Origin of the sequence: Chitinophaga sp. LS1, from assembly GCF_034274695.1 — a bacterium.
Taxonomy (GTDB): Bacteria; Bacteroidota; Bacteroidia; order Chitinophagales; family Chitinophagaceae; genus Chitinophaga.
The window spans coordinates 60,764-82,921 of sequence record NZ_CP128362.1 but is presented as its reverse complement, the minus strand read 5'-3'; the positions used below and the strand labels follow the sequence as shown (position 1 = coordinate 82,921).

Annotated in this window: 21 protein-coding genes and 1 tRNA gene; 10 read left to right on the top strand and 12 right to left on the bottom strand. The window is 42.2% G+C overall.

All coding sequences use genetic code 11. From position 1 onward, the window contains the following. Positions 1-36 precede the first annotated feature (36 nt). The 4 genes from QQL36_RS00380 to QQL36_RS00365 are packed head-to-tail and all read right to left on the bottom strand — an operon-like array spanning position 37 to position 6,867. Entirely contained in the window at positions 37-1,875 is a 1,839-nt protein-coding gene (locus QQL36_RS00380) for an arylsulfatase (protein ID WP_321568546.1), read from the bottom strand. Positions 1,876-1,896: 21 nt separating this feature from the next. Beyond that, on the bottom strand, positions 1,897-2,502 hold the full coding sequence (locus tag QQL36_RS00375; RefSeq protein ID WP_321568545.1) for a RagB/SusD family nutrient uptake outer membrane protein: 606 nt from the start codon (positions 2,500-2,502) through the stop codon (positions 1,897-1,899). Continuing rightward, the gene (locus tag QQL36_RS00370; protein ID WP_321568544.1) at positions 2,474-3,796 is read right to left on the bottom strand and encodes a RagB/SusD family nutrient uptake outer membrane protein; all 1,323 of its coding nucleotides are present in this window, start codon (positions 3,794-3,796) and stop codon (positions 2,474-2,476) included. Before QQL36_RS00370 ends, QQL36_RS00375 begins: the two co-directional genes overlap by 29 nt. Before the next feature lie 11 nt (positions 3,797-3,807). Next, positions 3,808-6,867, bottom strand: a complete 3,060-nt coding sequence (locus QQL36_RS00365; RefSeq protein WP_321568543.1) for a TonB-dependent receptor — start codon at positions 6,865-6,867, stop codon at positions 3,808-3,810. A gap of 614 nt (positions 6,868-7,481) precedes the next feature. Between QQL36_RS00365 and QQL36_RS00360 the strand changes: the two genes are divergently transcribed. Together QQL36_RS00360 and QQL36_RS00355 are read left to right on the top strand one after the other, a co-directional pair. Continuing rightward, positions 7,482-7,856: a helix-turn-helix domain-containing protein gene (locus QQL36_RS00360; RefSeq protein ID WP_321568542.1), complete on the top strand. Its 375-nt coding sequence runs from the start codon at positions 7,482-7,484 to the stop codon at positions 7,854-7,856. Then, complete coding sequence (locus tag QQL36_RS00355; RefSeq protein ID WP_321568541.1) at positions 7,853-8,716, top strand: aldo/keto reductase; 864 nt, start codon at positions 7,853-7,855, stop codon at positions 8,714-8,716. Before QQL36_RS00360 ends, QQL36_RS00355 begins: the two co-directional genes overlap by 4 nt. 75 nt (positions 8,717-8,791) lie before the next feature. Here the strand turns inward: QQL36_RS00355 and QQL36_RS00350 are convergent, their stop codons facing one another. From QQL36_RS00350 to QQL36_RS00340, 3 genes are all read right to left on the bottom strand, one after another. After that, positions 8,792-9,598: a tetratricopeptide repeat protein gene (locus tag QQL36_RS00350; RefSeq protein ID WP_321568540.1), complete on the bottom strand. Its 807-nt coding sequence runs from the start codon at positions 9,596-9,598 to the stop codon at positions 8,792-8,794. Further along, positions 9,537-10,574 (bottom strand): hypothetical protein, encoded by a 1,038-nt coding sequence (locus QQL36_RS00345; RefSeq protein ID WP_321568539.1) that lies wholly within the window; start codon positions 10,572-10,574, stop codon positions 9,537-9,539. Before QQL36_RS00345 ends, QQL36_RS00350 begins: the two co-directional genes overlap by 62 nt. A 276-nt stretch (positions 10,575-10,850) precedes the next feature. After that, a complete protein-coding gene (locus tag QQL36_RS00340) occupies positions 10,851-11,219 on the bottom strand; it encodes a winged helix-turn-helix transcriptional regulator (protein WP_083725257.1) in 369 nt (122 codons plus the stop codon). A 71-nt stretch (positions 11,220-11,290) separates the two neighbouring features. Between QQL36_RS00340 and QQL36_RS00335 the strand changes: the two genes are divergently transcribed. Further along, a complete protein-coding gene (locus tag QQL36_RS00335) occupies positions 11,291-12,091 on the top strand; it encodes an enoyl-CoA hydratase/isomerase family protein (RefSeq protein ID WP_083725259.1) in 801 nt (266 codons plus the stop codon). 31 nt (positions 12,092-12,122) lie between these two features. On the opposite strand, the gene QQL36_RS00330 is transcribed toward QQL36_RS00335, so the two are convergent. The 3 genes from QQL36_RS00330 to QQL36_RS00320 all read right to left on the bottom strand — a co-directional run bounded on the left by QQL36_RS00330 (position 12,123) and on the right by QQL36_RS00320 (position 14,060). Then, positions 12,123-12,194 (bottom strand) — tRNA-Met (locus QQL36_RS00330). A gap of 58 nt (positions 12,195-12,252) precedes the next feature. Next, on the bottom strand, positions 12,253-13,170 hold the full coding sequence (locus QQL36_RS00325; protein WP_083725262.1) for a helix-turn-helix domain-containing protein: 918 nt from the start codon (positions 13,168-13,170) through the stop codon (positions 12,253-12,255). Positions 13,171-13,229: 59 nt separating this feature from the next. Further along, positions 13,230-14,060, bottom strand: a complete 831-nt coding sequence (locus QQL36_RS00320; RefSeq protein ID WP_321568538.1) for an SDR family NAD(P)-dependent oxidoreductase — start codon at positions 14,058-14,060, stop codon at positions 13,230-13,232. 99 nt (positions 14,061-14,159) lie between these two features. On the opposite strand from QQL36_RS00320, the gene QQL36_RS00315 reads away from it, so the two are divergent. From QQL36_RS00315 to QQL36_RS00305, 3 genes are all read left to right on the top strand, one after another. After that, entirely contained in the window at positions 14,160-15,020 is an 861-nt protein-coding gene (locus QQL36_RS00315) for a helix-turn-helix domain-containing protein (RefSeq protein WP_235643912.1), read from the top strand. A gap of 52 nt (positions 15,021-15,072) precedes the next feature. Then, positions 15,073-16,188 carry an FAD-dependent monooxygenase gene (locus QQL36_RS00310; protein WP_321568537.1) on the top strand — a complete coding sequence of 372 codons (1,116 nt, stop codon included), beginning with the start codon at positions 15,073-15,075 and terminating at the stop codon, positions 16,186-16,188. A 104-nt stretch (positions 16,189-16,292) separates the two neighbouring features. Continuing rightward, positions 16,293-16,523 carry a hypothetical protein gene (locus QQL36_RS00305; RefSeq protein WP_321568536.1) on the top strand — a complete coding sequence of 77 codons (231 nt, stop codon included), beginning with the start codon at positions 16,293-16,295 and terminating at the stop codon, positions 16,521-16,523. Between the two features lie 163 nt (positions 16,524-16,686). Here QQL36_RS00305 and QQL36_RS00300 read toward each other — a convergent pair whose 3' ends face one another. Continuing rightward, positions 16,687-17,709 (bottom strand): LLM class flavin-dependent oxidoreductase, encoded by a 1,023-nt coding sequence (locus QQL36_RS00300; protein ID WP_321568535.1) that lies wholly within the window; start codon positions 17,707-17,709, stop codon positions 16,687-16,689. Positions 17,710-18,103: 394 nt separating this feature from the next. Here QQL36_RS00300 and QQL36_RS00295 point away from each other — a divergent pair, with 394 nt between their 5' ends. From QQL36_RS00295 to arsB, 4 genes are read left to right on the top strand one after another with little or no spacing between them, the layout of a single operon-like run. Further along, positions 18,104-18,436, top strand: a complete 333-nt coding sequence (locus QQL36_RS00295) for an ArsR/SmtB family transcription factor (RefSeq protein WP_083725272.1) — start codon at positions 18,104-18,106, stop codon at positions 18,434-18,436. Between the two features lie 56 nt (positions 18,437-18,492). Next, positions 18,493-19,335 carry an arsenite methyltransferase gene (locus tag QQL36_RS00290; protein WP_083725274.1) on the top strand — a complete coding sequence of 281 codons (843 nt, stop codon included), beginning with the start codon at positions 18,493-18,495 and terminating at the stop codon, positions 19,333-19,335. Between the two features lie 12 nt (positions 19,336-19,347). Then, a complete protein-coding gene (locus QQL36_RS00285) occupies positions 19,348-19,767 on the top strand; it encodes an arsenate reductase ArsC (RefSeq protein ID WP_083725276.1) in 420 nt (139 codons plus the stop codon). After that, positions 19,767-20,807: an ACR3 family arsenite efflux transporter gene (gene arsB, locus QQL36_RS00280; RefSeq protein WP_321568534.1), complete on the top strand. Its 1,041-nt coding sequence runs from the start codon at positions 19,767-19,769 to the stop codon at positions 20,805-20,807. Before QQL36_RS00285 ends, arsB begins: the two co-directional genes overlap by 1 nt. A gap of 78 nt (positions 20,808-20,885) precedes the next feature. On the opposite strand, the gene QQL36_RS00275 is transcribed toward arsB, so the two are convergent. After that, the gene (locus tag QQL36_RS00275) at positions 20,886-22,004 is read right to left on the bottom strand and encodes an acyl-CoA desaturase (RefSeq protein ID WP_321568533.1); all 1,119 of its coding nucleotides are present in this window, start codon (positions 22,002-22,004) and stop codon (positions 20,886-20,888) included. Positions 22,005-22,158: the final 154 nt, after the last annotated feature.

The following is a 22,158-nucleotide window of genomic DNA, read 5'->3' as shown; positions in this document are numbered from 1 at the left end:
AGCTTTATTAAAATTATCTCCGCACTGCGGATACTTTTATTTTATCGGTCCCTGCTGATCACTTCCATTCGGATGATGTATCAACTTATTATTCCTGTCATACGTATCAATAAACGGATACAACCTATTCACCGTCGCCTGTATCTCAAACAACTTCTTCAACTCTTCCAACTTCTCCGGATACTTCTTCGCTAAATCCACCCGCTCATTAAAATCCTCGTTCAAATTATACAATGCCCACGTATCATCTTCAAACCTTGTCTTCTCCAACTTCTTCCCCTCCGAAAAATTATAATCTATCCCATCTGGTCTATGCGCCGCACTAATCTTCCACCCATCAAAATACAACGCCCTCGCACCAAAAATATAATAATGCTGTATCAGATGTCTTGACTTCGCCTTCGCATCATTAATAGAATAAGCTAATGACGTACCCTGTATAGAATCCTGCTTCACACTCCTGATATACGCCGGTTTCTGCAACCCTACCAATTCCAGCGTAGTAGGCAGTATATCTATTACATGTCCATACTGCTCACGGATCCCACCTTTCTGCTGAATCCCTTTCGGATAATAAATGATCAACGGATTATGCGTACCACCCTCCGAATGCGCATCCTGCTTCCAATCTTTAAAAGGTGTATTCGCTGCCTGTGCCCATCCAATCGGATAATTTGTATTCGCCCCCGCAGTACCAATAGAATCAATAAAAGTTAGGTTTTTCTTCAAGTACTCCGCTTCAGAAGATTGATTCGTACTATTCAACCCTGGTTTAATCACACCATCCACAGTCCCTTCCTTACTCGCACCATTATCCCCGATGATCACGTAAATCACTGTATTCTGTTCCAGATTCTGCTCTCTCAGGTAATTCACTAATCTACCGATCTGATAATCGGTATAAGTCAGGTATCCCGCATACACCTCAAAGAAACGTGCAAACAATTTCTTCTCCTCCGCAGAAAGACTATTCCACGCCTTCACCCTCGAATTCCTATCCGGCAACTGTGCATAGTTAGGTATTACACCCAGCTTCTTTTGCTGTGCTATTACCTTTTCTCTGTACACATCCCATCCTTCATCAAACTGCCCCTTATACTGATCACTCCAATATTTATCTACCTGATGCGGTGCATGCGTAGCCCCCGGTGCATAATAAAGGAAGAACGGTTTATCCGGTGCCACCTTATGTTGTCTGTCAATATACGCAATCGCCTTGTCCGTAATCTGCTCATTCAAATGTCTGCCATCAGGTTTGATATGTTCATTATCTTCTACCAGATCTGGCTTATACTGATCAGTAGAAGACCCCAGGAATCCAAAGAAATGCTCAAATCCTTTTCCACCCGGCCAGCGATCAAATGGACCTGCATCCGTTGCATCTTCATCCGGTGTCAATCCATACTTACCTACTGCAAAAGTATTATACCCATTATCTCTTAATATCTCCGCTATCGTACCTGCAGAAGAAGGGATACGTCCATCCCATCCCGGAAAACCTGCAGACATTGCAATGTGCGAGAACCCGCCTTCATGTACAAAATGACTATTCCTCCCCGTGAGCAACGCAGAACGTGTCGGGGCACAAATAGCAGTTGTATGGAAATTTGTATACCGCAACCCGTTGTTGGCTAACTGATCCAATACCGGTGTACGAATCAACCTGCCAAAACTACTCGAAGCGCCAAACCCCACATCATCCAAAAGGATCAAAACAACATTGGGAGCTCCTGCCGGCGCCTTGATAACAGGTGCCCACCACTCCTGTGATTCCGCAAGGGTTTTACCTACCTTGCCTTTATAGGTAGTATCCTGCGCATATAAATAGGAAGAAAAACCTCCTACCATGAAGAATAGCAAAAATTTCTTTTTCATACTTAGAAAGAATGGGTTTTACTACCACCCGGGATTCTGTGTGAGTAAAGGATTATTGTCGATTTCTGTTTGAGGAATAGGATATAAATAGTGCTTTGCCGCCACATTGTTTTTTCCCACTTTTTGCAGACTGGTGAGCAAAATACCACTGCCACCTGCATCCTTCTCACGGATCAGATCAAACCATCGCTGGTATTCATACACCAGCTCTAACCTACGTTCCAGGTACACAGAATCTCTGAACTGATCTTTAGAAAGACCTGTTACCAGATCAGGTAATCCAGCTCTTGCCCTCACCCTGTTGATAGATTTATAGGCCTTGGCAGTTGGGCCATTCAACTCATTTTCCGCTTCCGCATGAATTAATAAAACTTCTGAATACCGAAGGATCGTCACATTGGTAGAAGACTCACCAGCACTGGCATAATTAGGATCCCACCATTTATTATAGAAAGGAGTGGAGTCATTTGGCACAGCCGTGTTCGATAATGGCAACGCATATTTTTTACTGTTAGTCGGACTTGTAAAACTGCGTACAAATGTTACATCTCTTCTCTTATCATCTGCCCTGAATATTTTGTAAATACTATAGTAATTGTCATTCCCATTTGTATAATAGCGCACCATGTGTGCATAGTTGCCAGTCAATCCCGGTATAGAAGAATAAATGGAGAGAGAGAGAGAGAGAGAGAGAGAGAGAGAGAGAGAGAGAGAGAGAGAGAGAGAGAGAGAGAGAGAGAGAGAGAGAGAGAGAGAGAGAGAGAGAGAGAGAGAGAGAGAGAGAGAGAGAGAGAGAGAGAGAGAGAGAGAGAGAGAGAGAGAGAGAGAGAGAGAGAGAGAGAGAGAGAGAGAGAGAGAGAGAGAGAGAGAGAGAGAGAGAGAGAGAGAGAGAGAGAGAGAGAGAGAGAGAGAGAGAGAGAGAGAGAGAGAGAGAGAGAGAGAGAGAGAGAGAGAGAGAGAGAGAGAGAGAGAGAGAGAGAGAGAGGGGGGGGGGGGGGGGGGGGGGGGGGGGGAAAGTTCTCTGCGTTTCATTGTTATCCTGGCTATTGGAATTAGCCAGCATCTGTGCGGAGAACACATGCTCTATTCCATTTTTATAAGCAGGTAAAAAGACATGAGAATAATCGGTGAACAGATCATAACCATAACTACCAGTACCACCATCCTGTGAAGAAAGCACTTCTTCAGCTTCAGTCACTGCACTTTGGTATTTGCTGGTAATATTCAGTGGCAGAGAAGCTTCATATAAATATACTTTGGACAGCAATGCCTTTGCTGCACCGGCAGTCGCTCTTCCTACATCCGGAGAAGAATAAGAAACAGGCAGGGAAGCTGCTGCGGCTGTAAGGTCTTCTTCAATCTTTGCATATACAGAATCAGATGAAGTTCTTGTCGTATAATAAGAGGATGCCAGTACTTCAGACTCATAAGTCGTTACCAGCGGCACATCGCCAAACAGCCTTACCAGGTTGAAATAAAAAAGTGCTCTCAGAAACTTCGCTTCGCCAAGAATTCTTGCCTTCTTTGTCTCATCGCTAAAAGTAATATCCGGCACTTTGGCCAATACTACATTCGCTTTTCTGATCCCCGCATAATGTTGTTGCCATAACTCATAGATACGTTGATTACTGGTAGAATGAGATAATACTGCCAGTGAACGTACATCAGAGTTGGTAGCACCCGGTCCCGGATCTTCATCATCATCCGCCATATTCATACCTGTATTAAACAAGGTGTTGTAAGGGCTTTGCACAGTGCCCGTATTCAGGTGGTAATACACAGCATTGATCGCTGTTTCAGCATCTGATTCTGTCTTATAATATTGTTCTTCCGATACAAATGATTCCGGATCTTCTTCCAGAAATTTCTTGCAGGATGAAGACAATAAACTGATAGCAATAAGTATATAATAGAACTTCATAAAAAATCAAATTAAAGAGTGAGGGTAATACCAGCCTGGTATGACTTGTTGTTTGGATAAGAGTTGTTGTCAACGCCTTTATTGATAAGGGTTTGGCCATTACTGCTTACTTCAGGATCAAAGCCTGTATAATTCGTCCAGGTAACCAGATTCTGTGCAGAGATATACAATCTTAATCCCTTTAATTTTGCTGCTGTTAAGAAAGATCCTGGAAAAGAATAACTCAGCGAAACATTCTTGAGTCTGTAATAAGTAGCGTCTTCAATAAAACGATCAGACATCGTAATCGCCGGATCCTGATAAGCCTCCTTTACATCTGTATTGGTGTTAGTAGGCGTCCATCTTCTCAGCATTACTTTCGATCCATTGGTATACCCCGTTCCCAGTTCCAGCTGCGCTTCATTGGTATTATATAATTTCCCACCTACAGAAGCCTGGAAGAACACATTCAAATCAAATCCTTTGTAGCTGAAAGAGTTTGTCAAACCAGCAGTAAAATCAAGTTGGTTGTCAATAATGACACGGTCTACAGATGTAATCTTGCCATCTCCATTGATATCTTTATACTGTTGACCACCCGGACTTGCATCTGCCTGTGGGGTTAATGGGGTCATACCTTCCTGAATAATGCCATCTGTCTTGTACACGATAAAGGAACCCACAGGATGCCCGATCTTGGCAATAGATGGCGCTGAGCTGCTTGGAATGTATTCATTTACACCTTCCGTTAGTTGGAGGATCTTGTTTGTATTCCTGGAGAAATTCAGGATCGTATTCCACCTGAAAGCACCAGTGAGGTTATTGGAGTTGACATTCAGCTCAAAACCCTTGTTGGAGATGGCGCCGATATTCTGATAGGTGGTAGAAGTCTGGTTATTCGTCAGATCGGCCAATCCTGAACTACCTGGTACAGTACCTGTCAACAGCAGATTCGTCGTCTTCTTATAATAGTAATCGGCCACAATAGAGATCCGTCCATTCAGCAATCCTACATCCAGTCCTCCATTGACCTGGAAAGTTTTTTCCCAGGTGAGGTTCTTATTGGATACCGTACTTGGGGCATAACCTGAAACCGCCGTTCCTGAGAAATTATAGGGGTAATAAGTGATTTTGGCCAGCGACTGGTAAGCATCTATGTCTTGGTTCCCCGTGGAACCTGCACTGAGACGGAGCTTCAAAACATTGATCCCTTTTACGTTTTCAAAGAATCGTTCCTTATAAATATTCCAGCCGATGGCCCCGGATGGGAAGTACCCCCATTTATTGCCGGCAGAAAATTTGGAAGAACCATCCGCCCTGAATGAAAAGGTAACGAGAAACCTGTCGTCAAAAGCATAATTCACCCTGGCGAGATAAGAGGCCAGTGACCATTTCAGCGCAGAAGAACCCGGTGTGGCAGCACTGGTACCACTACCCAGGTTATTATAGGAAAGCGCATCAGAGGTATAGCCATAAGATGCCGCCGTTACCCCTTTTGACTGTGATTGCTGTGCGGTGAAACCTGCTACTGTACTGATTCTGTGCTTGTCGTTGAATTGCTTGTCGTACGTGATCGTATTTTCCTCTAACCAGTTCGAAGTAAAGAGAGACCCTACAGCTGCATAGCCATTATAAGAAGATCCTTCATAAGTAGATTTAGGCAGGTACCTGTTCTGCTTATTGTCTATAACATCTGCACCCAATAGCACCTTGGCTTTCAGACCTTCGGCGATGGTGTATTCACCAGTCACATTACCCAGAAAACGATTCGTACTCGTCTCATTTGTCTGGTTATTCAATGTATTGATTGGATTAGCATACACTGTTTCAAAAGGACTGTTGATAACATAAGATCCATTATCCTGATAAACCGGTAAGGAAGGTGGCGTATACAGCAATCCGGATACAATATTGGAAGGTGCTACATTCGCTTTTGTATGTGTACCAATAATGCTGGATGTTAATTTCAGTTTTGTATTATAATCATGCTCCACATTCAGACGTGCAGAGAAACGTTCAAAACCTGTTTTAATAAGAATGCCTTCCTGCTTCAGGTAGTTACCCGCAATTGCTAAACGTGTCTTCTCACCACCTGAAAAAATAGACAGGCTATGACTCTGCATTGGCGCAGTGGTAAAAGCTTCCGACTGCCAGTCAGTCCCTTCGCCTGTAGTATCCAGTGTATAACCTGTTACAGTCGGCAATGTTACAGTTTTACCTGAATTCGTAGCCGCATCCTTTCTCAATGCCCACCATTCACGTGCATTCAGTAAAGGAATCGTTTTAATTACTTTTTGTACCCCATAGTAACCATCATAATTAATAGAAGATTTGTTCTTTGATCCTTTTCTGGTAGTGATCAATACCACACCATTCGCACCTCTTGAACCATAAATTGCAGTAGCGGAAGCATCTTTCAATACATCGATAGATTCAATATCGGCAGTATTCAATGTAGACAATGGATTAATATTAGGACCATTCGTTACACCGGCATTCGTTACGCTATAATTGTTATTGATAGGAAAACCATCGATCACATAGAGTGGATCACTCCCTGCAGAAATAGAGTTGTTACCACGTATCTGCACACTCACACCACCACCGGGTTGTCCGTTTGTCTGGGTGACCACCACCCCTGATACAGACCCTTGCAGCAAGCGTTCAATGGAGTTTACAGGTTGTTCTTTCACAGCAGGAGGTACAGAAGCAATAGACCCGGTAACATCACTTTTCTTCTGTGTACCATAACCTACAACTACGACACCTTCTAATTGATTCAGTGTTTGTGTCAATTCAATTTTCGCAGGTGAAGCAGTTAATTCAACTCTTAAAGTATCGTACCCAATAAAGCGTACAATAACATGGTAGGGCAACTTCTGTCCGGTTATCAATTGAAAATGACCTTTATCATCAGTGACGGTCTGATTGGTTACACCTTCAATCCTGATAGATGCACCGGGTAAAGGCTCTTTGGTTCTGGCATCCACCACTGTTCCGCTCACGGAAGAATTAATCAGTGGCTTATCCTGTGCAGGCGATAGCATTGCGTACAGCAATGGCAAAGCCAGTAAAACTAACTTTTTATACATGACATTTTTGATTATAGACAAAGACTTCCCCCCGGCCATGAACGTATGGCCTGCGGATGATGAATTAACAGGAAATAAAAGAGAGGATTATTAACAGCAGCAGCAACTAGTCTTATTGCCAGACACACTGATAGGGATGGAATGAATAAACTGATTCTGTTTCATTGTTATATTATTAGGTTGATATAGAAGCAATACTATTGGTTGGGCATAGCACAGTCATAGCTAAAAGCGCTGGCTTAGCAGAATAAAAAAACGGAAAAATAAATTAGTAAGAAATCAACTACCTCAGTATAACATTCTCGATACTGATATAAGGGAGGTTTTGGTGGAGACATGCCTTATAACATAGCAAACATACAATGTTTTGTTTAATCTACAAAATTAATGGACTAATAGTTATATTTGCTCTCCCACCAATCAAATCATCTCAATCAAATCGAATGAAAAGTATAGGAGCCCTGCTCGCGGTGCTGACAATTTCTGTTATGCATACCGCTGCCCAGACCAAACCCCTCAATAGCTGGTTTTATGATTATACCAGCCTGAAGAGCGGAGAATAAAAACTTGACACTTCACCATTTTTTTGCTTACCTATACTCGATATTTGCAGTATGGGTAAGCAAATTCCAGATAACATAATCAGCAGGAAGGAAGAGATCTCCTCACAATTCATGCAGGTCCTGAATGATCATATGGATGATTTCATGGCAGGGCGTGCAGTGAAGATGTATGAGCTAAAGGATATCGCCAGGATCATGTGTCTGCACCCGGTACATATCAGTAATGTAGTCAAACTACATACGGGACACCATGCCTGTTATTTCTACGAACAGCGTATTCTGGAAGAGGCTATAAAACTATTGGCAGACCCAACCCTATCTATCAAAAACATCGCGCATAAGTTAGATTATGACGTGTCCAACTTCACAAAGTTTTTCAAACGATTTACCGGCGAAACGCCTTCATCATATAGAAAATCACTATGATAATATTTGGAAAAGATACAGCATATCCGCTCACTGCCCGCAGACCAGGATATGGCACTATGCGATTGACCGGGCAGGATGTGTGGGGAGAACCAACAGATCGCAATGAAGCCATCAGATTATTGAGAAGAGCTGTAGAATTGGGCGTGAATTTTTTCGACACCGCAGATTTCTATGGACCGGGTGTAACGAACAGATTACTGGCCGATGCACTCTACCCTTATGCTTCAGACATCATCATTGCCACAAAAGTAGGTGGTACGAGGGGTAGCGATAAAAGCTGGCAACCTTATAGTCAACCTGCAGAGTTGAGGAAGAGCATCGAGAATAACTTACAGGAATTAAAACTGGAACAGCTACCGCTCGTGCATTTTGGAAAAGCAGCAGGTACGCCGGGAAGTTATGAAGAATCGTTGGAGGAGATGCTGGCATTGCAAAAAGAAGGGAAGATCCTGCATCTTGGATTGACGAACATTACGCCGGAGCAGTTCCATTTTGCTACCAGCAAAGCGAATATCGCATCAGTTGAAAATCTGTATAGTTATACACATCGTGTCACTGATCCTAACAGTCCATTTGGTTTTCAGGGAGGGGAGGTATTGGCGTTATGTGAGCAAAAGGAAATTCCTTTTATTCCATTTTTCTCCTTACAAACATCGCTCGGTGGGGAACAGCAAAAACTACAACAGGTGGCAGATGCACATGGTATTACAGTGGCGCAGATGAATATCGCCTGGTTATTACATAAATCAGCATGGATACTACCTATACCCGGTACTACATCTATCCCGCATTTAGAAGAAAATATTGCTGCCGCAGGCATCTCATTGTCAAAAGAAGAAATGGATTTTCTTGGTTAGGGGTATTTTCTTAGATAATGCAAAGGGGAGACTGCCTCAAAAGTCAAAGTTACTTTTGAGGCAGTCTCCATATATTTACAGGTTATTCAATGCCAACTGTGCACGCTTTTTCATTCGCCCGTCCATCTTCACCAGATCTTTAAATAGTTGTCTTGCCTGGGCTTTCTGCTTTTTATATTTGAAACACATGGCCAGCTGATATCTCGCTAATTCTCCATAATTGCTGGCGGTGTCTGTCGTTAATTTTGTAAACATTGGCATGGCTTCATCCAGTTTTCCTTTGAAATAATAAGCCATGGCGGTTTTATAAAGAGATTGATCAGATTCGGTTTCAGCTATAACCGGTGGCGGAGCCGCAGTCATATTATCATCACTGGTCACCACATCAGTATGCGCTGTGCCTACATCAGTAAGTGACGTGCTGGCATCCGTATGCGCTACTCCAACTGAAGCTGCCGCAGGTTCGGCTTTCGCAATAGCCGGATGAATGTTTTCATGTTTTACCTGTTGAGTAGCCAGAAAAACAATGCCAGTTACGATCGCTGCTGCCACTACACTCCAAAAATAAGTGAGGAATCTTTCCTGCGTTTCAATCTTCTTCTGATAACGTTCTACTTCAAACACAGGTGCAATTTCACTACTACTGCGAATGAGTTCCTGAACTTTCAGACTCATAGCCTGGTATTGCGCGTGGTATTTTGGTTTTTGGAGAATCTCTACCGCATTACTGCATAGTTCACAATTGACAAGATGTTGTTCGAGAAGGTGTTTTTCCATGTGGGTTAAACGGCCATCTACATAGCGGGGAAGCTGGTCTTTACTAAAACAACGAACCCTGTTGAAGATCTTTAATATCTTGTCCTTGTTGTCTGAATTTTGCATAGTCTTGTGTTTCGGGATTTTCAACGATCAGCATTAAAGCTGGTTCCTGTTTGATAGGTTTTGGTTGTTCTAAAGTTGTTGCATATTCTTTGACGGTCAATGGCTGTTGCACGTCCTGTTTTGGCTTGGCGGCTTTCGCATATCCACGCTTTGCACTCTTCACCGGTTTCGCGTATTCTACTTTCATTTCTTCTTCGATCTTCATAACTTCCATCTTTCCATTTCCGGCTACCATCTTCACCTTCTTATTCCGCTTCACTACTTTCATCTTTTCATGCTCATCTACCTTTTTCACCTCCTCCCGATTCACGACTTCTATCTTTCCATTCTCATCCACCATCCTTACCGCTTCCTGCTGCTCCACAATTTCCTCTTCTACCTCCGTATACTCCATCGGTCTCACTTTCGCATACTCCAACTTCTCCAATATAATCAACGCCAATTCCTGTTTTGCTTTTCTAACCAGTTTCCTGATCTTATCCATTGTATACTCCCTCTCCGCTGCTATCTCTGCAAACGTTTTCTGATCAAAATAAAACTCCTTCAACATCTCCCTATGCGGTGATTCCAACTCATCAAACGCCGTTTTCATACACAATGCCAATTCCTTCCTTTGCATCAGATGGGTATTTGCCTTCTCTACTTTATTCTCCAACCGTGTAATATCGCTGGATACAGAAGTTGGAAAATAGTAAGTATTCCTTGCCTCTCTGTTTCCCTGTGACTTAATAAAAAACTGCATCCATTCTCCTATTTTAGGAATCGTCTGTGTATGCAAACTTTTAAATAGCCGTTTTAAAAGAGAAGGGAAAAATTCATCAGGGGTATTATCGTAATTGTTTAAAGAAGGCAAGGAAACCGCCGCCAGTAAATGGCTATATCTCTCAAGTAAAATTCCTGCTGCTTCCTCATCTTTCAGTTTTCTTGCTCTGGCCATGAGCTCATGGTCTGCTATATTTGCAAGTTGATGTAGCATAGTTCTAATTAATATTTACAAATAGAAATATATGGGAAAAAAACGCATTGAGGAATTAGCCAATAAGTATGCCGTATGAGCTGGCAAAAAATAAAGAAGTTTGATAATCAATGGTATGTTGCAAAAGCTATCTCTTGCATATTAGATAAATTACATGTGAAATTCCACGGTACAAACAGGTATTTAATTGGATGGAAAACTATCCAAATAAATAATAATCAGATAATTGTATTTTGTTTAATGGCTCACTGTTACCAGTCACATTTTGTGGAAACCTCAGTTACAAGTTGAGGAAGTATTAATCACTTTACGATGTTCTCTTCCCCAATGGATCAAACTTTCCACAATCGGGTACAATGACTCGCAATAGGCGGTCAGCCTGTATTCTACGTTTCTTGGAAAATCTGGATCTTCCCTTCTTTCAACCAGGTTATTCAATTCCATCATCTGCAATTCTTTTGACAGCATGGCAAAAGTGATTCCCGGAATACTTTGCGCAATCTCTCTATACCTGCGCAAACCATTATGCAACGCTAATACAACAGGCATGCGCCACTTTCCACTCAACACATAGAGTGCATCCTGCGCATACCTGATTTCTTTCTCATCTTTTATTGTACAGATGTACGGTTTTTTCTTTTCCATATGCTATAGTTTACAATAGCAGTTTTAATCTCAGTCAATACTGCAATTACATTTGCTAAAACTTTTCTGAAATGACAACAAAGTTATTACATCTACACATAGAAAACGGAGTTGCTAATATTACTTTCAATAATCCACCTGTGAATGTACTGAGTGGGTCATTGATGAAATCATTAAAGGAAGTCCTCCATGGATTATCCAATGATGTAAAGGTAATTGTCTTTGACAGTGCGAACCCCGATTTCTTCATTGCCCACGTAGATATCAATATTCTCGATGAACAGGAGGTATTGAATGAATTACAGCTAACGGCGCCCGAAGGTTTAAATATATTTCAGGCAGTTGGCGAAATGCTGAGAAACTTACCGCAGGTTACTATCGTAAAACTAAAAGGCATTGCCCGTGGTGGTGGCGCAGAATTTGTCACCGCCGCAGATATGAGTTTTGCTTCTTTAGAAAAAGGAAAGCTCGCACAATGCGAAGCATTGATGGGCATCATCCCCGGTGGTGGCGCTACCCAATACCTTCCTGCAAAAATGACCCGTGGCCGTGCATTGGAAATTATGTTAGGGGCTGATCTTTTTGACGCTGCTACCGCTGCGCATTATGGTTGGATCAACCGTGCCCTTCCAGATGCCGAAATTGACGCATTCGTAGACCAGCTGGCACAAAACATGGCTGCCTTGGAAGAAGGAATCATTTCTACAACAAAGAAAGTATTGGCAGCAGGCTTTAAAGCAGAGAATGATGGATGGGCTGCATTGGCATTTACACCGCGAACCGCAGAGATCATGAAAAAGGCGATGGAAAATGGCGCTCAAACAGTAGCGGGAGAATTGGAAATAGAATCGCTACTCAGAAGCATAAAATAAAAAAATCCCGGCATAACCGGGACTTACTTTGTAGCGAGGAGCGGATTCGAACCACTGACCTTCGGGTTATGAGCCCGACGAGCTACCTCTGCTCTACCTCGCAATGAGGGTGCAAATTTAAGAAAATAAATATCTCTGCCAAATATTTTAAAAAAAACAGGCTAATTAAATGATTGTCTGAACTGCAAAGGAGACACTTTTGCCTTTACTTTAAAGAATTTACTGAAAGATTGTGAGTGCTCAAACCCAAGCTGGAAAGCTATTTCAGACGCCGATAGGGTAGTGGTGGACAACAACTCCTTTGCTTTTTCAAATAGCCGTGCCTGTATTAGCTGCTGCGCATTCTGGCCAGTGAGTGACCGAAGCATATCGCTCAGGTAACTAGGGGAAAGGTTCAGTTGTTCTGCCAGGTATTGAACAGAAGGCAATCCTTTGGATGATGGATAATCATGTTTAAAATAATCATCAAAGAAGTCTTCCACGCGTTGCAACAGATCGTAGTGCATGACTTTGCGCGTCAAAAACTGGCGCTTATAAAACCGGTTAGCGTAGTTCAGCAATAACTCAATATGAGAGATGATCACATCCTGGCTAAAATCATCGATCCGGCTATTGAGTTCCGTATCAATCATCTGGAAGATGGAAATGATGGTATTCTTTTCCTCTTCTGAAAGATGCAGTGCCTCATTGGTGGAATAAGAAAAATACCCATACTGCCTGATCTTTTTGGCAATAGGGTAATTCAGGAGAAAGTCCGGATGTATCAGCAACACATACTCAGAACAGATTGCAGGATGGTTGGAATTTTCTCCGATGATCTGACCCGGAGATGCGAATAGCAAACCACCCTCATCAAAATCATAGTAGCTCTGACCGTACCGTATTTTTCCGCTAAACTTCGGTTTATAGGATATTTTATAGTACGTGAGCACATGAGGTCCCGCCGGCATATTTTCTATTTGGGTAGTCGGTCCATTGAGCAAACTCACCAGCGGGTGCTTCGGATTCGGTAACCCTAACATGCGATGCATCTCAGAAAGAGATCCCATTTTATAAGGAAGATTTTCTTCTTTTTTCATGTTTCTACACATTAAAGAATGATAACCGGTATAAAGATCGGTTATCATTCTCAATTATATTATTTTGATTCTCCCTGTGCGGCACGGGAAACATCGTCCCAGGCTTCCCAGGTTGCTATACGCTCAGCATACGCTGCGCGCAGACCTTCCAGGTTATGACTACCCAAATTAAAGCGCAATGGTGGATTGTCTGCATCTACCATTTTAAAGAGGGAAGACGGTGTAGCAGCTGGATTGCCTCTTTCAAACGAAGTGAGCCGTGCAAAAAACTGCTGTTTGAAATCTGCATAAATGTCAAGCCCTGCAGCGAACTTCAGCGATTCCTGTGTCCCGAATTCTGTAGCATAGGCCCCTGGTTCGATGATCGTCACTTTAATACCGAAAGGTTTCACCTCTGCTGCCAGGCTTTCGTGAATCGCTTCAAATGCCCATTTGGAAGAACAATAGTATCCGATCACAGGCAATACAATATGTCCCAGGTTACTGGATACGCCAATAATATGACCGCTACCTTGTTTTCTCAGAAAAGGCAACGCTGCCTTAATCACAGCAAGAGGACCTAATACATTCGTTTCGTACAGTGCCCTTACATCATCAGCACTAGCTTCTTCAATGGTGCTCACAAGAGAATAACCTGCATTATTCAGTACGATATCCAATTTGCCAAAGTGGGCATGCGCTTTTGCCACAGCCGCTTTCACCTGTTCCTCGTTCGTCACATCCATTTCCAGTGTCAGCACATTTTCACCATACTTAGTGTTAAAGTCGTCAATGCTGGTCAGCTTGCGAGCAGTAGCCACTACCTTATCGCCCCGCTCAAGTGCAGCTTCTGTCCAAACCCGTCCAAACCCTCTTGAGGTTCCTGTAATAAACCATATTTTACCTGACATAATATTTATGTTTTAATTGTTGCTCAAAGATCGGCACATACTGCTTTCGGCTTGTAGCCCTATCGAGGCACTTTGTAGCCAAAAAATTATATTTGTAATGTGAAAAAAAGAAAATCCATTCCGGTCAATCCGATGGCGAACCAGTTTGGTTCAGGCATAGCTGTTGAAAGACTTGCTGTGAAAGAGTTAAGTACTCCGGAAAAGGAAGAGGCTGGAAGGTCACACAGAGAGGATGGACATTCGTTTTTTCTGCTTGAAAAAGGCAGTGTTACGGTGGAGATAGATTTTCAGCAATATAACATCAGGCCATTGCAAATCCTTTATATGCATCCTAATCAGGTACATCGCATATTATCCTTTAAAAATGTAACTGTTAGTGTCTGGTCGCTCAATAATGAAAACCTGCATCCTGAATACCTGCAATTATTAGAAGAGATCACACCGGCAAAACCCCTCTTATTAAAGAAAGAAACATTCTCCCTTATTACGGATGCGGTATCCCTCAGTATCCGTTTTTTTGAACGTCAGAACGACAGGCTATATCACCCGCTACTGAAAGATAGTTGCAATGCATTGGTCGCATTAGTGATTGCGGAATACCTGGCGCAAACACCATCCACACAAAAACTGTCGCGATTTGAAACCGTCACCAAAAGCTTCAAAAAAATATTAGAACGTAATTATACCACAGCCAAACGGCCGGCAGACTATGCACTGCAACTAAATATATCTATCCCTTACCTGAATGAATGTGTCAAAAACACAACAGGCTATTCCGTTTCCAATCTTATACAGCAACGTGTCATATTAGAAGCAAAGCGTTTGCTCATGCATTCTGATAAGACCGTAAAAGAGATAGCCACAGAATTAGGCTATGATGATTATCCCTATTTTTCAAGATTATTTACCAAAGTGGTCGGAAAAACGCCTTTAGCTTTCAGGAACAAAAACCTCGATTAGTCCAATAGTTACTTTTTCCAGACCTTATTTTCCTGCATAAGGTGCAGTTACTTTGTACCAACAAAAACGGAATAAATTGAAAAAAGAAGTACTCGTCTCGGGCGCAAGCATAGCTGGGCTTTCAATAGCTTATTGGATGAATAGATCAGGTTACAAAGTAACGGTAGTAGAAGTTGCTCCGGCACCCAGAATGGGAGGTACGGCAGTAGACCTGCAAGGCTCCACAATTGATGTGGTGAAGCGGATGGGGATCTATGAGCAGTTGAAGTCAGGTGCATTGAACCTGGAAACCATCGTATTCAAAGATACGAATGATGCCACAGTCGGCTCAATAGCGGTAGAGCGGAAGGGGGAGGAGATCGAAATTGAAAGAAGTGAATTAGTACGAATTTTATTAGCGCAATTAAAAGGTGAAGTAGCATTTGTTTTTAATAACAGCATTACCGCATTAGATGAAACCGCGGATAATATAATGGCTACTTTTAAAGATGGTTCGGAAAAAGCATTTGACCTTGTATTTGGTTGTGATGGCACGCATTCAGGTGTAAGGAAAATCTGGTTTGGTGATGAAAGTGAATTCTCACATTTTCTCGGCGCATATTTTTCTATCTCCATTGTAGAAAAATTGTTGGTAGCGCAAAATACCATTCAATTCTATAATGTTCCTGGCAAGGTGTATATGTTGAATGCATACAAGCATAAAACCGATATTGTATTTTGCTTTCTTTCAGAAGAGGAAATACCATACGATTATCGCGATGTAGGGCAACAAAGAAAGATCATATTGGAGCAGTTTGAAGAACAGGGGTGGAGAACTACCGGATTATTAAAAGAAGTTGCCGATGCAGAAAACTTCTACTTCGATAAATTTTGTCAGATCAAAATGCCGTCCTGGACAAAAGGCAGGGTTGCTTTAGTGGGTGATGCGGCTTATTGTGCTTCGCCAGCTGCAGGTAGAGGTGGCTCATTGGCAATGGATGGTGCCGCTGCACTGGCAGATGCGCTGCAAGTACATGATGGGGATTACGAATTGGCATTTCAGGATTATAATAGGAACCTACGTCCATTAATAGAAGAAGTACAGGCAGATGCGGCGAATAATGTAAGAGAAAAATTAATTCCTTCAACTGAAGAAGGGATTCAGCAGATGAGACTGGGAGGGTTTTAAAACGCCTGCTTTAAAATGCCTGACTTTTCAACAAACCAAATACGCCTTTTCAACAAACCCCATAATCTGTTTTACACCGAAATTTGAATCATCAAATTATTGAGATGAATGCAAATATCGATAAAACAGTCCTGGTGACTGGCGGCGCAGGTTTTATTGCCGTTCATTGTATATTACATTTATTACAGGCAGGCTATCGTGTACGGGCTACGCTCCGTTCTCTAAACCGGGATGCAGAGGTAAGAGCTATGCTCAAAGAAGGCGGTATAGAGGCAAAGCACCCGCCTATCAAAAATCAAAGACCCTGGCAGAACTTGCCGCCTGGGAATTTATAGAAAAAGAAGGCAATGGACTGGAACTATCAGCAGTCAACCCTGTCGGTGTTTTAGGTCCTGTACTGGGAGCTGATTATTCACATTCCATCCACCTGATTAAAAATCTTTTAACAGGTAAAGCGCCGGGTTGTCCCAATCCTTACCAGTTTTCCTCACGAAGCTCTTATCTCCATCCCAACCCTGGTGCTACATGCTCCAAAATCGACGACAGGATATGCACATTATACTCAACTCCCAACGTATTAGGTATCGTCAATAGCACCGTATCCGCCTCCTGTATAGCTTCATCCTGCGCCAGCTGCTTAATCAGCTGATCCGGTTCCCCTGCATAGCTCCTTCCAAAAATAGCGCGTTTGTCACTTTCGATCATTCCAATTTTGTCAGCTCCATTACTATCCCGTCCAAAGAAATGCCTATCCTGATCATTCATCAGTGCAAAAATAGACCTGCTCACCGAAACCCTTGGTTCGCGTTGATGCCCTGCCTTTTTCCACGCTTCTTTGTACAACCTGATCTGTTCTGCCTGTTGTACATGGAATGGCTTCCCACTTTCATCCCATTTCAAAGTAGAACTTTGCAGGAACATGCCATTTTCAGCTGCCCAAACAGCGGTAGCATTAGAAGCTGCCCCCCACCAGATGCGATTCCGCAATCCTTCAGCGTGGGGTTCCAATCTTAATAACCCTGGAGGATTAGGAAACATAGGGTAGGGGTTGGGCTGTGCAAATCCAACGCCTTTGAGCTGATCCAGAAATTGCAACGCTTTTCTGCGGCCCATCTCTGCATCCGTTTCTCCTTCGGCTGGTTCATACCCAAAATAACGCCACCCATCGATCACCTGTTCCGGCGACCCTCTGCTGATGCCCAGTTGTAATCGCCCGCCCGAAATCAAGTCGGTCGCTCCGGCGTCTTCCACCATATACAGGGGATTTTCATAACGCATGTCAATAACACCCGTTCCAATCTCTATCTTGCTTGTTTTAGCGCCGATAGCAGAGAGCAAAGGAAATGGGGATGCTAACTGAGCTGCAAAATGATGTACCCGAAAATATGCGCCATCTAAACCGATTTCTTCGGCAGCGACCGCCAAATCAATAGATTGAAGTAAGGTGTCACTTGCCGTACGGGTCTTATAGGCAGGATGATTGGACCAATGTCCGAACGATAAAAATCCTATTTTCTTCATACGTCTCTTTTCGATTGTAAAATAGCCGTTACAAAGATAGATATTATATCATTGACTGGTACGAAGAGGTGATTTTCACAATCAGGATATCTGCTAACGTCAGGGCGTAAGTATTTCAGGGTTCAATGGCTCGTTCATGGAAGTTTTACCGGCTAACAAAATTTCGCCCAATGAAGATATGGGTTTCTTCAGTTGATCATATTGATTCTGGCAATAAGAAATTACCGCAACAATGCCCAGGCTATCACCGCAGGCAAAGTCAATCTTCTATTAATTGAAATCCTTTTGAATAGCAGATATGGAAAGTAAATATGCCAGGGCCTCTCAACCCACTATTTTTTTAAAAAAAATGGCAACAGTATATTTTTTAAATATTTAATCGTAATATTGCGATATGGGAGCAACGAAATCAGATTTATTTACCAGGCAGCAAAATGAGTTGGCTAATATGGCGAAAGCGCTGGCCCATCCTGCCCGTATTGCTATCCTACAATATCTGGTTAAAAAGAATGCGTGTGTGTGTGGTGATTTGGTAGAAGAACTGGGGTTAGCCCAGGCAACCACTTCACAGCATTTAAAAGAACTAAAAAATGCGGGTATCATCCAGGGTACCATTGAAGGGATCAGTGTATGTTACTGTATTAATCCAAAGGTATGGAAACAGTACAATGAACTCTTTAAAAGCTTTTTCAAAGAAGTCACACTGAATGGAGAAAAATGCTGTTAGCGTTTTTTTTACCTCCTTTCATCGTAATATTGCAATAATACAATAACACCTCAACCATGAAAACTGAAAACGAGTTAAAAGAACTGGTAAGGCAGAAATACAGTGAAATCGCCTTACAGGATAAAGAAAGTAACGCATCCTCCTGTTGCGGTTCCGGAAGCTGTTCCACGGAAGTATACAACATTATGACAGATGATTATAGTGCAGTTGAAGGATACAACCCGGAAGCAGATTTAGGTTTGGGATGTGGTCTGCCTACGCAATTTGCCCAAATAAAAAAGGGCGACACCGTAATCGACCTGGGAAGTGGAGCGGGTAATGACTGCTTTATAGCCAGGCACGAAACCGGGGAAACAGGCAAAGTCATCGGTATAGATTTTACCCCGGCGATGATTGATAAAGCTCGTAGCAATGCAGCAACCAGAGGCTTAAATAATGTAGAGTTCAGGCAGGGAGATATTGAAAATATGCCTGTTGCAGCGAATCAGGCTGATGTTGTAGTCAGTAACTGTGTGCTTAACCTGGTGCCTAATAAAAATGGCGTTTTCAAAGAGATATACCGTGTATTAAAACCGGGTGGACATTTCAGTATTTCCGACATCGTATTAGAAGGAGAATTGCCGCCAACCATTCAGCAGGCAGCTGAAATGTACGCAGGCTGTGTATCGGGAGCCATCCAGAAAAGCATATATCTGGAATTAATTAGCTCCAATGGTTTTACCAATATAATTATTCAAAAGAATAAAGGGATAGTAATACCGGACGATATATTGAGTGCTTTTTTATCACAGGAAGAAATACACCAATTCAGAAATAGTGGTACCGGAATATACAGCATTACCGTTTATGCAGAGAAGCCTGATACTGAAACATGCTGCGCCCCTGGTTGCTGCAAATAAAACTCAAGCCAAATGAAGAAAATATTAGTGTTATGTACAGGCAATAGCTGTCGCAGTCAGATAGCAGAAGGCTATTTAAGATATTTTGCATCCGGAAAAGCTGAAATATACAGTGCAGGTGTCGAAACACATGGTGTAAATCCCCGCGCTATAGCCACCATGAAAGAGGATGGGATAGATATATCGATGCACACCTCCAACAACATGAACGAGTACAGAGACATTCCTTTTGATTTTGTTATCACAGTATGTGATAATGCAAAGGAGCGTTGTCCCTTCTTTCCTTCTTCAGCACAAAAGTTTCACCACAACTTCCCGGACCCTGCTAAGGCTACGGGTACAGAAGAAGAAATCATGGCCCGGTTTCGCGAGGTGCGTGAGCAGATAAAAGCCTATAGTCAAGACTTTATTCAACAGTACATAACTAAATAATGAGTGCAAAACGTCTCAGCTTTTTAGATCGTTACCTTACTATCTGGATCTTCCTTGCAATGGCAATTGGCATAGCTATTGGGTATATCGCCCCCAATACGGGTGCATTCATCAATAGGTTGTCAGTTGGAACCACCAATATACCTTTAGCCATTGGTTTAATACTTATGATGTACCCGCCATTTGCCAAGGTCAGATTTGAACAGATGGGTAAGGTATTTATGAATGTAAAAGTATTAACAGCATCATTACTGTTAAATTGGGTAATTGGGCCTGTTGTTATGTTTGTATTAGCGTTGTTATTGCTGCATGGCTATCCCGAATATATGTCAGGTCTTATTTTAATTGGACTTGCCCGTTGTATTGCAATGGTAATTGTATGGAATGAACTAGCCGGAGGCAACAGGGAGTATGCTGCCGGATTGGTTGCCCTTAACAGCGTTTTTCAGGTGTTGCTTTATAGCTTTTATGCATGGTTGTTCTTAACCATTTTACCCCCGTTATTTGGCTTTGAGGGAATGGTTGTACATATCACTATCGGAGAAATAGCAAAGACTGTAGCTATGTACTTAGGATTGCCATTTGCAGGGGGAATAATAAGCAGGGTGGTCTTGTTACGTGTAAAGGGAGAGGTATGGTATAACGACAAATTTCTTCCGCTTATTTCGCCGGTAACGCTTATCGCTCTGTTATTTACGATACTGATCATGTTTAGCCTGAAAGGAGAGCTAATTGTACAAATACCTGCAGATGTGCTACGTATTGCATTGCCATTGATTATTTATTTCGTGGTCATGTTTCTGCTGAGTTTTGTTCTTGCTAAGGCAATGGGAGCCGATTATGACCAAAATGCTGCCATTTCGTTCACCGCATCGGGCAATAATTTTGAACTGGCCATAGCAGTCGCTATTGGCGTGTTTGGGATTAATTCAGGACAGGCATTTGCTGGTGTAATTGGGCCATTGGTAGAAGTGCCTGCTTTGATTATATTGGTACGGGTAGCGTTGTGGTTAAAAAAGCGTTTCTATCAACCAGCATAATCTTAAACAAAAAAGCCCCGGATCTTTCGACCTGAAGGCTTATATACTAAATGCAGTAGAGAGCACGCTGAAACGATGTTAGGCTAACTGATTTTTCCCCAGTATTTTCAACATCCTTGCATGCTCAATCAACGCTATCAGGAAAGTCCGTTTTACATGATAAGGCAATCCAAATTCCTCTGCAGTCTGTTTTACAATAGGTGCCAGTTTCCGGTAATGAACATGACATATATTCGAAAATAAATGGTGTTCAATCTGAAAATTGAGACCTCCTATAAACCAGGATAACACCCTGCTGCGTGGTGCAAAATTTGTAGAACTAGCCAGTTCGTGAACGGCCCAGGTATCTTTAATATGTCGTTTGTTACCTTCAACAATCGGTTCCGGGAATTTAGCATCTGGCATAACATGAGCTGGCTGGAAAATACATGCAAGCATAAAACCAGCCGTAAAATGCATAATTACAAACCCAGCCAGCACATAATACCATGCCTGACCAGAGAATAGAATTGGTAACACTAATACATAGCTGTAATAAAACATTTTGTACCAGGTAATATGAAAAATAGCCCTCCTTAAAGATATTTTTTGTTTAATAAGCAGATCCCGCTTTTTATAACGAATTACCTGCAGATAGTCTTTTGCTGTCATCCAATACAAGGTCATTAACATATAAAAGAACCAGGCATACAGGTGTTGGTAACGATGAAACCAATACCATTGCTGCCTGGGCGAGAGACGTAAAAGTACAATACTATCAATATCCTCATCAAGCCCTTCTATATTTGTATAAGTATGATGCAGTAAATTATGCTGGATCTTCCAGTTGACGCTATATCCACCAATTACTTCGAGCATATGTCCCAAAAAAGCATTAACTTTCTTATTAGGAGAATATGCTCCGTGATTCGCATCGTGCATAACAGAAGTCCCAATTCCCACAATACCAAAACCCATCAGTAACCAGAATACCCAGAACAGCAACAGGCTATTAGCTCCAACACTACTGATTATCAATAAATAGGGAATAGTATAACACAATATCATGATTATTGTCTTCCTCCACATACCACCATTGGCGTATGGAGAGGTATTTGTGCTTTGAAAATAATCCTGCACTTTAGCGGTTACTGTATCAATAAAACTGCTGTTTCCTTTTGAGGCGAACCGGACTATATTTATCTTTGTGACGCTCATATAAAAAGTTTAAATAAGATATTGACCGGAAGAGGGGGAACCCTTGGGTTGACAATCTCTCTAAAGGTCGGCTTTTTTTTTGCAGCAATGATATTTACTTTTTAAGACATTAAAAGCAGCAACAACAGTTTATGCCAGTGGAGCTTTACCCGTG